Below are 15,273 nucleotides of genomic sequence, written 5' to 3' on the forward strand. Positions count from 1 at the left end.
CGCGGCTTAGGCCGACGGCCGCAGGATGACGGCGCCGAGCGGGGGCAGGCGCAGCGTCGCCGCCGCGGGCTGGCCCTTCCACCCTTTGCCGTCGCCTCGACTCGGCCCATGTTGCCAACGCCTGATCCGCCGTAGATCTCGGAGTCGGTGTTGAGTACCTCGTCCCACGCTCCCGCGCGCGGCAGGCCAAGTCGGTACCCCTCGTGCGGCACTCCAGCGAAGTTCACGGCGATCACAACGGGCGACCCTGCCGAGTCGTAGCGGACGAAGGCGAGCACGTTGTGCTCTGCGTCCTCCGCGTCGATCCACTGGAAGCCGCCTGGGTCGCTGTCGCGCTCCCACAGGGCGGGGGTGGAGCGATAGAGCGCGTTCAGGTCCCGCGTCAGGTCCTTGAGGCCAACGTGTAGGCCGTCGTCGAGGTGCCACCAGTCGAGAGACCGCCCCTCGGACCACTCGGCCTCCTGGCCGATCTCGCAGCCCATGAACAGCAGCTGCTTGCCGGGGTGCGTCCACTGATAGGCGAGCAGCGCGCGCACACCCGCGACCTTCTGCCAGTGGTCGCCGGGCATGCGGTCCATGAGAGAGCCCTTGCCGTGCACCACCTCGTCGTGGCTGATGGGCAGCATGAACTGCTCGGAGAAGGCGTACATCAGCGAGAAGGTCAAGGTGTGGTGGTGGTAGGAGCGGTTGATCGGGGCTTCCTGCATGTAGCGCAGGGTGTCGTTCATCCAGCCCATGTTCCACTTGAGGCCGAACCCGAGCCCGCCGGCGTTGGTTGGCGCGGTGACGCCCGGCCATGCCGTTGACTCCTCGGCGACCATCACGATGCCCGCATTCGCGCGGTACGCGACCGCGTTGGCCTCCTGGAGGAACGCGATCGCGTCGAGGTTCTCGCGGCCGCCGTGCACGTTCGGGCGCCACTGCCCGGCCTCGCGCGAGTAGTCGAGGTAGAGCATGGACGCGACCGCGTCGACGCGCAGGCCGTCAGCGTGGAACTCATCCAGCCAGTACGAGGCGTTCGCCACGAGGAAGTTGTGGACCTCCGGCCGGCCGAAGTCGAAGATGAACGTCCCCCAGTCCGGCTGCTCTCCTCGCAGCGGGTCCGGGTGCTCGTACAGGGGAGTCCCGTCGAAGCGCCCGAGCGCCCACTCGTCCTTGGGGAAGTGTCCGGGCACCCAGTCGAGGAGCACGCCGATTCCCGCCTGGTGCAGCGAGTCGACGAGGAAGCGGAAGTCGTCCGGAGACCCGAACCGGGAGGTGGGCGCGTAGTAGGACGACACCTGGTAGCCCCAGGACCCGCCGAACGGGTGCTCCATGACCGGCATGAACTCCACGTGCGTGAAGTTCAGCTCCTTGACGTACGCGACGAGCTCGCGCGCTAGGTCGCGATACGACAGCCCCTGCCGCCACGATCCCAGGTGCACCTCGTAGACGCTCATGGGCGCTTGGTGCGGCTGGTGGTGGGGCCGGTCCTCCATCCACGCGCCGTCGCCCCACGTGTACGCAGACTCGGTGACGACCGACGCCGTCTGCGGTGGGCGCTCGGCGGACTTGGCCATGGGGTCGGCCTTCTGACGCCACCGCCCGTCCTTGCCGAGGATCTCGAATTTGTAGGTGGTGCCAGGGCCGATGCTCGGGACGAACAGCTCCCACACGCCGGAGGCACCGAGCGACCGCATGGCGTGGCTCGCGCCCTGCCACATGTTGAAGTCGCCCACGATGCGCACCGCGCGCGCGTTGGGGGCCCACACCGCGAAGGCGGTGCCCGTGACGTCGCCGAGCACGGAGGGGTAGCGCTTGATGTTCGCGCCGAGCACCTCCCACAGCCGCTCGTGGCGCCCCTCGCGGATGAGGTGCAGGTCCAGCTCGCCGAGCGTGGGCAAGAAGCGGTAGGGATCGTCCATCGTCACCGGCTCCGCGTCGTAGGTGACGTGCAGGCGGTAGTCGGGGGCGTCCGTGCCCGGCAGCTCGGCAACCCAGACCCCGTGGTGCTCGTGCGTAGCGGGGTACTTTCCGTCAAGCGTCTCGATGGTGACCGCAGAAGCGAGGGGACGCAGCACGCGAATGGTGACAACCCCGTCGGCCACATGCGGGCCCAGGATGGAGTGCGGCTGGTAGAAGGTGCCGGCGGCGACCTCCGCGAGGACCGACTTTTCGACACTAGCCACGGCGCACCACCAACCAGTAGAAGGAGTGCGGGGCAAATGTCAGCCGGAGCGTGCCATCTTCCGACACGTCCTGGAAGGGCGTCTTGTGCACGATCGTGCTCACCTTCCTTCCCGCATGTTCCGGCAGAGAAAGCAGGCCGGATGCCTGCCGCGACGAGAAGTTCATCGCGACCAGCACCGACTCCTCCGGATGTGTTCTAAGAAATGAGAATACTGACGGGCTGTCGCACGGGACGTCCTCATAGCCGCCATCGCTGAACGCGGGGTGCTGCGCGCGGGCAGCGAGTTGCCGCCGCAGCCAGAACAGGAGCGACGTGTCCTGCGCGAGCGACGACTCCACGTTGACGCCGTTGTAGTGGTGCACGAGCGACTGCACGATCGGCAGGTACAGCGCGCCGGGGTCGGCGTCGCTGAAGCCGGCATTGCGATCCGGGGTCCACTGCATGGGGGTGCGGACGGAGTCGCGGTCCGGCAGCCAGACATTGTCTCCCATCGCGATCTCGTCGCCGTAGTACAGGCACGGCGTTCCGGGCAGGCTCAGGATCAGCGCGTGGGCGAGCTCTAGGGCGTGGCGGGAGTTGCCCAACAGAGGGGCAAGCCTGCGGCGGATGCCCGAGTGGGCCTTCATCTGCGGGTGCGGCGCGTACCACTCGAGCATCTGGTGCCGCTCCTCGGGAGTGACCATCTCGAGCGTCAGCTCGTCGTGGTTGCGCAGGAAGGTTGACCACTGGCCGTTGGCTGGCGGCACGGGGGGTGTCGTGGAGGACGGCGCGAAGATGCGTCGCGTCCTCGGCCTTGATCGAGTAGAAGATGCGCGGCATGACGGGGAAGTGGAAGCACATGTGGCACTCGGGCTCCTCGTCGGTGCCGAAGTACTCCGCGGCCTCGTGTGGCGGCTGATTCGCCTCCGCGAGCAGCACCGCTCCGGGAGCCTCGCGATCCACGAGCGCGCGCAGCTCCCGCAGGAACGCGTGGGTGCGGGGGTCGTTCTCTCCCGCGTTGCCGTCGTCCTCGAACAGGTACGGCACCGCGTCGAGGCGGAAGCCGTCGATGCCCTTCGCGAGCCAGAAGCTCGCGACGTCAAGCATCTCCTTGCGCACCGCGGGGTTCTCGAAGTTCAGGTCCGGCTGGTGCGAGTAGAAGCGGTGCCAGAAGTACTGCTCGCGCACCGGATCCCACGCCCAGTTGGTGGTCTCCACGTCGGTGAAGATCACGCGCGCATCGGTCCACTTGTCGTTCGTGTCCGACCACACGTAGTAGTCGCCGTACGGCCCGTTGCGGTCGTGGCGAGACGCCTGGAACCAGGGGTGCTGGTCGCTCGTGTGGTTCATTACGAGGTCGATCGTGATGCGCATGCCGCGGTTGTGGACCTCGTCGATCAGCTGCTCGAAGTCGGCCATGGTGCCGTAACGGGGATCGACCGAGCGGTAGTCGGCCACGTCGTAGCCGCCGTCCCGCAGCGGAGACGGGTAGAACGGCGGGAGCCACAGCGCGTCCACGCCGAGCCATGCCAGGTAGTCGAGGCGCTTGATGAGACCGCGCAGGTCGCCGAGCCCGTCGCCGTCGCTGTCCCTGAAGCCCCTGACGAGCACTTCGTAGAAGACTGCGGTGCGGTACCACAGCGGGTCCTTGGTGAGGTCGCGCTCTCGCTTGGGGAGGGCCCTGAGCAGCTCCTTCACGGCGCCACAGTCCCCGGCCGCACCGCGGCCGCGTGCGCCAAGGTGACCCATGGCTCGAACTTCACGAAGAACTCGCGACCCCACTGGAACGTGGCTCCGGTGACCGCGTCGTCAACGGTGAGCAGAGCGTCTTCCGTGTACCCGAGCGAACCAAGGTCAAGCCACACGACGCCCTCCTGGACGTTGTGCGGGTCAAAGCTCACGGCGGTGATCACGGTGTCGGCGCGCCCGGTTGGCGACTCCTCGGCGCTGAGGTGGCGAGAGAAGCACAGGACGTTCGGGTTCGAGCTGGAGTGGACCGTGAGGCCGCGGAGCCGGCGCAGCGCGGGATGGCGGGAGCGCAGGCGGTTGAGCGTGGTCAGCAGCGTCTCGATGCCGTACGTGTCCGCCGTCGCCCAGTCGCGGGCCTTGAACTCGTACTTCTCGTTGTCGATCTGCTCCTCGACGCCGGGCCGCGGCACGTTCTCCACGAACTCGTAGCCGGTGTAGATGCCGTAGCTGGGGGAGCCGGTAGCCGCGAGGACGGCGCGCATTCGGTACAGCGGCACGCCGCCGTGCTGCATGTCCGGCGTCAGGATGTCGTGCGTGGTGGGCCAGAAGTTGGGTCGCATGTAGAAGGACGACGGCCCGCTCACCTCCGTGAGGTACTCCGCCATCTCGGCGGCGTTCTGGCGCCAGGTGAAGTACGTGTACGACTGGTGGAACCCGATCTTCGCGAGCGTGTGCATCATGGCGGGCCGCGTGAACGCCTCCGCGAGGAAGATCACCTCGGGGTGGTGCTCCGCGAAGTGCCGCAGCAGCCGCTCCCAGAACGTGAGCGGCTTGGTGTGCGGGTTGTCCACCCGGAACAGGGTGACGCCGGCCGACACCCAGTGCTCGAGTATGTCGCGAATGGCCTCGTAGATGCCCTCCGGGTCATTGTCGAAGTTGAGCGGGTAAATGTCCTGGTATTTCTTGGGAGGGTTCTCCGCGTACGCGATGGTGCCGTCGAGTCGCGTGGTGAACCACTCCGGGTGCTCGGTCACCCACGGGTGATCCGGGGAGCACTGCAGCGCGAGGTCAAGGGCCACCTCGAGGCCGAGCTCGCGGGCCTTCGCCGTGAAGTTCTTGAATTGGCGCAGGGTGCCGAGCTGAGGGTGGATCGCGTCGTGGCCGCCGTCAGGAGATCCGATCGCGTAGGGGCTGCCCGGATCGCCGTCCTCGGCCTTGAGGGAGTTGTTGCGCCCCTTGCGATAGGTGAGGCCGATGGGGTGGATCGGTGTCAGGTACACGACGTCGAATCCCATGGCGGCGATGGCGGGCAGCCGCTTCGCCGCGGTCGTGAAGGTGCCGGACGTCCACGTGCCCGTTCGCTTGTTGAGTTTCGCGCCCTCGGAGCGCGGGAAGATCTCGTACCAGGCCGACGCTAGGGCGCGTTCTCGCTGCACCTCGAGTGGGTAGTCGGGTGAGGTGGTGACGTAGTCGCGCAGCGGCGCGTCGTTGAGCACGGCGCGGACCTCGCGCGACAGCGCAGGGGCGAGACGCGACTCGGGGTCCTGCCTGCCGTCCTGAAGCGAAGCGATAGCGTCCCGCAGAAGCTGCTGCTTGGCGTCGGGCCTGCGAACCTCCGTGACGGCGCGGGTGAGAACGGCGACGCCCTCGTCGAGCATGAGCTGCACGTCCACGCCCGCGTGGATCTTGACTCGCGCTGCGTGCGCCCACGTGCCGAACGGGTCCGACCAGGCCTCGACCCTGAAGGAGTGCGAGCCCTCGGCGGCGGGGATGAAGGTGGCCTCGTAGAGGCTGTTGCCCCACTCCTTGATGGGCATGGGGATCACCTGGGTGCGGCCGCTCGGTCGGGTGATGACCACGTTGGCGCCCTCGGCGTCGTGGCCCTCGCGGAAGATCGTCGCGGTGATGGGGACGGCCTCGCCGACCACGGCTCGCGCTGCCCAGCGTCCCCCTTCGAGCACCGGGCCCACTCCCACGATGGGGATGCGGCCAACGGACAGTACCTGGGGCGCTGGCATACACCGAAACTACTAGGGATTCCGTTGCAGGGGTACTGGGCACCACGCCGCACGGCCCGACGCTGTGGCTCAGTTGCGCGGCCCCGACGACTTGGAATGGGGCCTGGTGGTCGCGAAACTCTGATTTCGCGACCACCAGAACCCATTTCGGACAGGCGGCCGCGGGATGACGTCAGGTGCTCTGACGCACCACGAGCGACGTGGGCAGCACCACGGAGGGAGGCTCCTTGCCGTCGATTACGTGGAGCAGCACCTCGACCATGCTGTCCGAGACCTTGTCGAAGGGCTGGCGCATGGTGGTGAGCGGCGGCTCCAACGTCGCCGCGAGGCCGGAGTCGTCGAAGCCTGCGACCGCGACGTCGTCAGGTACACGCTTACCGTTTCGACGCAAAGTCGCCATCGCGCCGGCCGCCATGAGGTCGGAGGCCGCGAAGACGGCGTCGATGTCAGGGGCGCGGTCGAGCAGGCGTTGCATGGCGTCGGCACCCGACTCCGTGGTGTAGTCGCCGGCCTCGACGAGGGCGGGGTCGAAGCGCTCGCCGAGCTCCTCCTGGAAGCCGACGAGGCGGTACCGACCACCAGGCGTGTCAGGGGGCCGGTGATGGTCGCGATGCGCGTGTAGCCGCGATCGAGGAGGTGTCGGGTCATGATCCGCGCCGAGCCGATCTCGTCCACCTGGACGCTCGGCACGTCGTCTTCGCGGCCCAGTACTCCACCACACGCGACGGTGGGCACGCCGGCCGCGACGAGCAGGTCAAGGAGCGGCTCGGACTCGTGAGAGGAGACGAGCATGACGCCGTCGACGTGGCCTCCGGAGACGAACTGGGCGACGTTTTCCCGCTCAGCGCCGGTTCCGGCGACCAACAGCACGAGTGTCATGTGACGGCGGGCGAGGGACTCCGCTGCGCCGCGCAGGAGGATCGAGAAGGTGGGGTCCGCGAAGAGCAGGTGCTGCGGCTCCGTGAGGAGGAAGGCGAGCGAATTGGCGCGCCCGGTGGCGAGCGAGCGGGCGTGGTGGTTGGCGTGGTAGCCGGTGGATTCAATCGCCTCTTCTACCGCGCGCCGCGCATCCGGCGACACCCAGTGGCCGCCGTTGATGACGCGAGAGACGGTGCCGCGGGAGACGCCGGCCGCCGCGGCCACGTCGCGGATGGTGGGCTTGCGCTGCTTCGTTGGTGACGCCACAAGTGCCAACAGTAGCGGTCGAATCGATGCAGAACGTGATTTCGACTGGGAACGGTCACAGATCGATAACGGGACATGTATCAATTTGGCAACAAATCGATGTAACCGTTTACACTGGGACCGGTCACAGTGATGTGATGTGACAATGAACTGCCCGGGTGATCGGTCGATCGCCCCCGGACTCAATGGAGTGTCATGACCTCGCCAGCAGCGTGGCCTGCCGTCTCGGGCATCGCCTATGGAGGCGATTACAACCCTGAGCAGTGGCCGCGCGAGACCTGGCTTGAGGACGTGCGGCTCATGCGCGAGGCCGGCGTCAACCTGGTGTCGGTCGGCATCTTCTCGTGGGGGCTCATCGAGACCTCCGAGGGAGTCTTCGACTTCTCCTGGCTCGACGATCTCCTCGACCTGCTGCACCAGCACGGCATCGCCGTAGACCTCGGCACCCCAACCGCGTCGCCGCCTGCGTGGTTCTTCACGAAGTACCCGCATGCGCGCGCGGTCAACAAGGACGGCGTCCCCATGGGATTTGGGTCCCGAGGCATGGCGTCACACAGCGCGGGCGAGTACACCAAGGCCACCGCGAACCTCGCGGGCGAGCTTGCCCGACGCTACGGTCACCACCCGGCCGTGGTCATGTGGCACGTGCACAACGAGTACGGCGTCCCCGTTGGCGAGGACTACTCGGAGGCGGGAGTCGGCGCGTTCCGCCAGTGGCTGCGCGCTCGCTACGGCACCTTGGACGCGCTCAACGAGGCGTGGGGGACCGCCTTCTGGGGCCAGCACTACGAGGAGTGGCTGCAGATCGGTGCCCCGGCGGCCGTGCCCTCGGCGATCAACCCCGCGCAGAAGTTGGACTTCATGCGCTTCACCGACGCCCAGCTGCGCGAGTGCTTCGTGATCGAGCGCGACGCCATCCGCGCGTACGCGAGCCAGCCCATCACCACCAACTTCATGGCGCATCAGTCCTTCAGCACTGAGTATTGGAAGTGGGCGGAACTCGTCGACATCGTCGCGAACGACCACTACCTGACCGCCGCGGACCCCGAAGGCGAGATTGGCCTTGCGCTGGCGGCGGACTACACCCGCTCGCTCGCGGGTGGCAAGCCATGGATCCTCATGGAGCACTCGACGTCGGCCGTGAACTGGCAGCCGCGCAACGTCGCGAAGCGCCCAGGGGAGATGGCGCGGAACTCGCTGAGCCACTTCGGCCGCGGAGCCGACGCCATCCTCTTCTTCCAGTGGCGCGCATCGCGTTCGGGAGCGGAGAAGTTCCACTCGGCGATGGTTCCGCACGCGGGAACCGACTCACGCGTCTGGCGAGAGGTCGTCGACCTCGGGGCCGCGCTCGGCAAGTTGGGCGAGGTCAAGGGCTCGGAGGTCATCGCCGACGTCGCTGTCCTCTATGACCTGGAGTCCATCTGGGCCCAGGAGCTCGAGTGGCGGCCGTCGGAGGACCTCGACCCCCGCGAGCGGATTCGCGCTTACTATGAGCGGCTGTGGCTCGACGGGATCACCGTCGACCTCGCCCACCCGAGCGCAGACCTGTCCGCTTACAAGCTCGTGGTGGCCCCAGCGTCGTACCTCCTGAGCACGGCGGATGCCGCCAACCTCACCACCTACGTCGAGAACGGCGGGACCTTGCTGGTCTCATGCTTCTCCGCGATCGTGGACGAGCACGACGCTGTGCACGAGGGTGGCTTCGGGGCCCCGCTGCGCGACGCGCTTGGCCTCACGGTCGAGGAGTTCCTCCCGCTGCGCGAGAACGTCACGGTGACCGCGACGCTCGACGATGGCGCCGAACTGGCGCCGACGGTGTGGCAGGAAGACATTCGACTCGAGGGGGCCGCGGTGGTCGCCACCCATACGGACGGCCCCGGTGCGGGTGAGCCGGCCGTGACCCGCAACGTGTTCGGCGAGGGTCAGGGATGGTACGTCGGCACCGTGCTGTCCGTCGCCGATCTCAAGCCTGTGCTAATCCGGGTGTATGCAGATGCGGGCGTGACAGCGTCGGGCCTGCCAGAGGGCGTGGAGGTCATCACGCGCCACGGTGAAACAGAAGACTTCGTCATCGCGATCAACCATCGCGACGACGCCGTGGCGCTCGGCGTCACGGGTGAGGACTTGCTCTCCGGTAATCCGGTTGCCGGGGAGTGGGAGCTCGGGGCGGGCGAGGTCGCGGTGATCCGCAGCGAACCCGCCTCCGAAGGGGGTGGTCGCTGATCGACACCACCGCGTTAAGAGCGTCAGCGCTCGGCAGGAAACCACAACTGAAGCGGGAACACAGCCCGCACACCAACGTCGCAGTGACGCGGACCACCAAGGCCGTGCAATGTGGCACAACCCCTGGAAGGAACATTCCATGATCAAGAAGATCGGCATTGGCGCCGCGGTTGTCGCGGTCGCCGGTCTGCTGGCAGCGTGCAGCTCCAGCGAAGAACCGACGTCGGCGGCCCCGTCGGCGTCCCCGACCGAAACGGGCATCGACGGCACGGGCGCGACCCTCACCATCTGGGTCGACGAGAACCGCCAGCCCGCCATCCAGGCCGCCGCGGCGACCTTCGAGCAGGAGACCGGCGCGAAGGTCGAGCTTGTCGTCAAGAACTTTGAGGACATCCGCTCCGACTTCATCGCCCAGGTTCCCACCGGCGAGGGCCCGGACATCACCATCGGCGCCCACGACTGGCTGGGTGCGCTCGTGACCGCCGGTGTTGTTGCGCCGGTTGACATCAGCGCCGTGGCCGACCGGTTCGAGCCCGTCTCGACCGCGGCCTTCACGTACTCCGGCCAGACCTATGGCCTGCCGTACGCGACCGAGGCCGTTGCGCTCATCTACAACACGGACCTTGTTGGCACCGATGCGCCCACCTCGTGGGACGATATGATCGCCAAGGGCAAGGCCGCTGCAGGTGTTGAGCGTCCGTTCGTGATCAACGTCAACGCTCCGACCGGCGACGGCTACACCATGTACCCGTTCCAGACGTCGTTCGGCGCTCCCGTGTTCGTTCAGTCCGCTGACGGCTCGTACACCAACGAGGTCGGCATGGGCGGTCCCGAGGGCATCGCGTTCGCGAAGTGGCTCGGCGAGAACGGCGACAAGGGCACGAAGATCATCTCGAGCTCGATCGACTACGACACGAACAACACGCTGTTCGCCGACGGCAAGGCCCCGTACACCGTGGCCGGACCCTGGGCGATCGCGGCGCTGACCGCCAATGGTGCGAAGATCGCGGTTTCCGCGGTTCCGTCCGCCGGTGGTGAGGTTGCGGCTCCGTTCGTGGGTGTGCAGGGCTTCTACGTCTCCGCACAGTCCAAGAACGCGCTGCTCGCGCAGGCGTTCCTCACGCAGTACATGGCCACCCCCGAGGCGCAGATGGCGCTCTACGAGGCTGACCCGCGTATCCCCGCCATGATCTCGGTCGAGGATGAGGTTGTTGCCTCCGACCCGATCGTTGGCGGCTTCGCTGCTGCTGCCAAGACCGGTGTTCCGATGCCGTCCATCCCCGAGATGGGTTCGGTGTGGGACCTCTGGAACGCTGCTGAGATCAAGATCATCACCGGCGCGGACCCCGAGTCCACGTGGACCAAGATGATCGACGACCTCAACGCCGCGATCGGCGCCTCCTAATCCGAGGCTGGTGGGGCGGGACCCGAGCTCTTTGGGTCCCGCCCCACCAACACCCGCTCTACGGGGCACAATGAGTTTTGGGACACCGAGTCACCTCGGACACTGAGTTCTTTGAACTACCGCAGGAGAGCAACGATGCCATCCACCGCAGTTGAGACGCCGGCCGCACCCCCTCCCACAACGTCGCACGCCCGACGCTGGAGCGGAGTCGGCTGGGGGTTCCTGGGCAAGCTCGCGCTGATGATGATCGTCAACGCGTTCGGCATCGCGGCGATCCTGTCCGCTGTCAACGCGGAGGCGTGGGGGATCCTCGTCGCGCTCGTGGTGTTGTTGGTGGTCGCGGACTTCGTGTACTTCACCAAGCGCTCCGTCCCGCTGAAGTACATCCTCCCCGGTCTGATCTTCCTGCTGGTCTTCCAGCTCTTCACCATGGCGTACACGGCCTACGTCGCCTTTACCAACTACGGCACGGGGCACAACCTCTCGCAAGAGCAGGCCGTGGACGCGATCCTCATTCAGAACGAGAAGAAGGTCGACGGGTCTCCCACCTTCCCGTTGACGATCATCGAGGCGCGGGGCGAGCTCGGCTTCGCGATCGTCGATGAGGGCGTGGCGAAGGTTGGCACCGTGGAGCAGCCTCTCGAGGAGAGGCCCGACGCCACAATCGCCGACGGGAAGGTCACGGCCGTCCCCGGCTACGAGGTCATCCCGGTGACCAAGATCTACACCGACCAAGCGCTTCAGGCCCAGGTCGTCGTGCTCCGGGTGCCGGTGTCGGAGGACGCGGACGAGGGTTCCATCAGAACCGCGGACGGCACCACGGGAGCCATCTACCAGTCCACGATCGTGTGGGACGAAGAAGCTCAGACGATGACCGACGTTGTGACCGGCACTGTCTACCACGCCGACCAGTCGACGGGCAGCTTCGTAGCCGACGACGGCTCAACGCTCAACGTCGGCTGGCACGTCGTGATCGGCTTCCAGAACTTCACGCGAGCGATCACGGACCCCAACTATTCAGAGCCGCTGCTCAAGGTGACCGCGTGGACGTTCGGGTTCGCGATCCTCACCGTGCTCTCGAGCTTCTTCGTTGGCCTTGTGCTCGCGATCATCTTCAACGACGATCGCATTCGCGGCCGCAAGGTCTGGCGCACGCTCTTCATCCTCCCGTACGCGTTCCCCGCGTTCATGTCCGCCCTGCTGTGGAAGGGCATGCTCAACCCTGAGTACGGAATCATCAACAAGTGGTTCTTCTTTGGCCAGGACATTCAGTGGCTCGGCGACCCGTGGCTCGCGCGCTTCTCCGTGCTCGCCGTGAACCTCTGGCTCAGCTATCCCTACTGGTTCCTGGTGTGCACCGGTGCGCTGCAAGCGCTATCCACGGAGACGATCGAGGCCTCGAAGATCGACGGCGCAGGCGCCACGCGCCAGTTCCGCTCGATCACGCTGCCGCTGCTCCTGATCTCGACCGCCCCGCTCGCTATCGCGTCGTTCGCCTTCAACTTCAATAACTTCACCATCATCTGGATGCTCACGGGCGGCGGACCGCCAATGGTCGACAGCAGTACGGGGCTCGGCTACACGGACATCCTGATCTCCGCGATCTACCGGATCTCCGGTGTCCAGGGCGGCAAGGCTGATTACGGCCTAGCGTCCGCGCTGTCGATTCTCGTGTTCATCATCGTCGGCACAATCTCGGCGATCGCCTTCCGACAGACCAAGAAGCTGGAGGAGTTCTAGCCATGACGACCGTAGAAGAAGTCGCGCAGGCGCCCCGCAAAGTGCGTACGCCCACGAAGCGCTCCCGCTGGTTCATCGAGGTCGCATGGAAGTACGTCCTTGCGGTGGTCGTGGTCTTTATCGCCGCATTCCCCTTGGTGTTTGTCCTCTCGGCCTCGTTTGCGTCGCGGGGCTCGCTCTCGGGCTCGTCTCGGCTCTTCTCCGACCTGAGCCTCGTGAACTACCAGGCCCTCGGGGACACGCTTTATTGGACCTGGGTGGTCAACACGCTCGAGGTGTGCATTGCCACCGCCATCGGCGCCACGTTGATGGGCGCCGCCGCGGCCTACGCGTTCAGCCGCTTCCGCTTCCGCGGCCGCCGCACGTCGCTCACGAGCCTGCTCATCATCCAGATGTTCCCGCAGACGGTCGCGTTCATCGCCGTGTTCCTGCTGCTCATCGCGCTCGGCAACGTGATCCCAGCCTTGGGCCTCAACTCCAAGATCGCGCTGGTCTGCGTCTATCTCGGTGGGGCGCTCGGTGCCAACACCTTCCTGATGTACGGGTTCTTCAACTCGATTCCCACGGAGATTGACGAGGCCGCCAAGATCGACGGCGCCACCCACGCCCAGACCTTCTGGCGCCTCATCATGCCGCTCGTGACCCCGATCCTCGCGGTGGTGGGGCTGCTCGGCTTCATCAGCGCCTTCGGCGACTTCATCCTGGCGCGCATCGTGCTTGTCAAACAGGAGAACTGGACCCTCGCCGTCGGCATGTATGGATGGGTCTCCGATCAGCTCGTCGCCAAGTGGGGACTGTTCGCGGCCGGAGCCGTGATCGCATCGCTCCCGATCCTCGTGCTCTTCCTCGCGCTCCAGCGCTACATCGTCGGCGGCCTCTCCTCCGGATCGGTCAAGGGGTAGGGCGATCGCACGTGAACACCTTCTGGCGTGGAGCCGCAGCAATCCTGGGAGCGGTCACAGTCGTGGCCGCTGCCGCGGGGTGCAGCGACGACTCCGGTCCCGTTGAGGCCGGGATCGTGGTGAAGAAGGTGGAGAACCTCCCGGAGGACTTCGCGGCGGGCGTTGACGTCTCCACGGTGCTCTCGCTCGAGGAGTCCGGGGTGGTGTTCAAGGACGACGCAGGCAAGCCGGCGGACCTCTTCACCGTTCTGAAGGACCACGGGATCACGCACGTGCGCGTGCGCGTGTGGAACGACCCGTTCGACGCCGAGGGCAACGGCTACGGCGGCGGCAACGTCTCGCCCGAGCGCGCCACCGAGATCGGCAAGCGCGCAACGGACGCGGGCCTCAAGGTGCTCGTGGACTTCCACTACAGCGACTTCTGGGCCGATCCCGCCAAGCAGATGGCGCCCAAGTCGTGGAAGGACATGTCCAACGCCGAGGTGGCCAAGGCCGCTGGGGACTTCACCAAGCAGACGCTCACCCAGATGAAGGACGCCGGGGTGGACGTGGCGATGGTGCAGACGGGCAACGAGACCAACAACGGCGTGGCGGGCGTCACCGCATGGGACGGCATGTGCGCGATCTTCAACGCGGGCGCCGCAGCGGTCCGCGAGGTGTTCCCGAAGGCGCTTGTGGCCGTGCACTTCACCAACCCCGAGCAGGCCGGCTCCTACGAGCGTATCGCCCAGATCCTCGACAACTTCGACGTGGACTACGACGTCTTCGCGAGCTCCTACTACCCCTACTGGCACGGGACCACGGACAATCTCACGGCCGTGCTCAAGGACATCGCGGACACCTACGGCAAGAAGGTCATGGTCGCGGAGACGGCGTGGCCGAGCACTCTCGAGGACGCGGACGGCTACCCCAACACGATTGGCTCCGCCGAGGACGCGACGCAGTTCCCCATTTCCGTGCAGGGCCAGGCCGACGCAGTGCGCGCCGTGATCCAGGCCGTCGCCGACGTGGGGGAGGCCGGGATAGGCGTCTTCTCCTGGGAGCCCGCGTGGCTGCCCGTGGGGCCCCCGGACCAACTCGCGAACAACCAGAAGCTGTGGGAGCAGTTCGGCTCCGGGTGGGCGACGAGCTTCGCCGGATCGTATGACCCGGCGGATGCGGGCGCGAACTTCGGCGGCAACTCATGGGACAACCAGGCGCTCTTCGCGCCAGACGGCACGCCCCTCGAGTCGCTCAACGTCTTCGAGTACGCGCGCCGGGGCGCCACCGCCCCGCTCGCCGTCTCGCAGATCGATTCTCCGCAGCTCAAGGTGCAGGTTGGCGGCACGGTGGAACTGCCGGCGACCGTCACGGTGCACTACAACGACGGCACCAGGGCGGACGTCCCCGTCGCGTGGACCGAGATCGGCGTCGACACCTCCAAGGAGAGCACCCAAACGGTGAGCGGCACCATAGCCGACGGCACCCAGGTCACGGCGACCATAGCCGTCGGGCCTATAAACGTGCTGGCAAATCCCGGTTTCGAGGATGACGACCTCTCGATGTGGACACTCACCTCGGATGCCGCGACGTTCCGCGTTGTCGACGACAACGTGCCCGCGGCGATGGACCAGCGGGTGCTCAACTTCTGGAGCGACAAGAACTTCACCTTCTCCGTGGCGCAGACCGTGACCGGGTTGGAGCCCGGAACGTACAACGTCAGGGTCTCGGTGCACGGGGAGGACAAGGACCCGGCGGGCGCCCAGATTGCGCTCAACGTCAAGGGTTCGGAGGGGCAGTGGAACGCGCCGCTTGAGCTGAACGGCTGGCAGGCGTGGTTTGAGGGGGTCATTGAAGGCGCGGTTGTTGGGGCCGACGGCACGCTCACCGTGAGCGTGGACGGCACCGCGGGCGCGGAGGACTGGGGATTCATCGATGGCTTCGTCCTGGAGCCGGTCGACTAGATAAGGGAAAGGAACGAAG

6 protein-coding genes and 3 pseudogenes are annotated in these 15,273 nt (G+C 66.6%); 5 read left to right on the top strand and 4 right to left on the bottom strand.

Annotated features, from left to right (window positions below):
• Positions 1 to 6: 6 nt before the first annotated feature.
• The 4 genes and pseudogenes from glgB to NVV57_09075 all read right to left on the bottom strand — a co-directional run bounded on the left by glgB (position 7) and on the right by NVV57_09075 (position 7,041).
• Positions 7 to 2,168: pseudogene (glgB, locus tag NVV57_09060) on the bottom strand (1,4-alpha-glucan branching protein GlgB).
• Positions 2,161 to 3,847: pseudogene (gene treS / locus NVV57_09065) on the bottom strand (maltose alpha-D-glucosyltransferase). The pseudogenes glgB and treS overlap by 8 nt, the downstream one beginning before the upstream one ends.
• Positions 3,844 to 5,856 carry an alpha-1,4-glucan--maltose-1-phosphate maltosyltransferase gene (locus tag NVV57_09070; protein MCR6712825.1) on the bottom strand — a complete coding sequence of 671 codons (2,013 nt, stop codon included), beginning with the start codon at positions 5,854 to 5,856 and terminating at the stop codon, positions 3,844 to 3,846. The pseudogene treS and the gene NVV57_09070 overlap by 4 nt, the downstream one beginning before the upstream one ends.
• Before the next feature lie 172 nt (positions 5,857 to 6,028).
• Positions 6,029 to 7,041 (bottom strand): annotated as a pseudogene (locus tag NVV57_09075) (LacI family transcriptional regulator).
• 195 nt (positions 7,042 to 7,236) lie between these two features.
• Here NVV57_09075 and NVV57_09080 point away from each other — a divergent pair.
• The 5 genes from NVV57_09080 (at position 7,237) to NVV57_09100 (ending at position 15,254) form a co-directional block, all read left to right on the top strand.
• Entirely contained in the window at positions 7,237 to 9,264 is a 2,028-nt protein-coding gene (locus NVV57_09080; GenBank protein ID MCR6712826.1) for a beta-galactosidase, read from the top strand.
• 139 nt (positions 9,265 to 9,403) lie between these two features.
• The gene (locus tag NVV57_09085; GenBank protein ID MCR6712827.1) at positions 9,404 to 10,669 is read left to right on the top strand and encodes an extracellular solute-binding protein; all 1,266 of its coding nucleotides are present in this window, start codon (positions 9,404 to 9,406) and stop codon (positions 10,667 to 10,669) included.
• Between the two features lie 135 nt (positions 10,670 to 10,804).
• Entirely contained in the window at positions 10,805 to 12,409 is a 1,605-nt protein-coding gene (locus tag NVV57_09090) for an ABC transporter permease subunit (GenBank protein MCR6712828.1), read from the top strand.
• A 2-nt stretch (positions 12,410 to 12,411) separates the two neighbouring features.
• On the top strand, positions 12,412 to 13,311 hold the full coding sequence (locus tag NVV57_09095) for an ABC transporter permease subunit (protein MCR6712829.1): 900 nt from the start codon (positions 12,412 to 12,414) through the stop codon (positions 13,309 to 13,311).
• Between the two features lie 11 nt (positions 13,312 to 13,322).
• Positions 13,323 to 15,254 carry a glycosyl hydrolase 53 family protein gene (locus tag NVV57_09100; GenBank protein ID MCR6712830.1) on the top strand — a complete coding sequence of 644 codons (1,932 nt, stop codon included), beginning with the start codon at positions 13,323 to 13,325 and terminating at the stop codon, positions 15,252 to 15,254.
• Positions 15,255 to 15,273 lie beyond the last annotated feature (19 nt).

Source organism: Demequina sp., assembly GCA_024707205.1.
Lineage (GTDB): Bacteria > Actinomycetota > Actinomycetes > Actinomycetales > Demequinaceae > Demequina.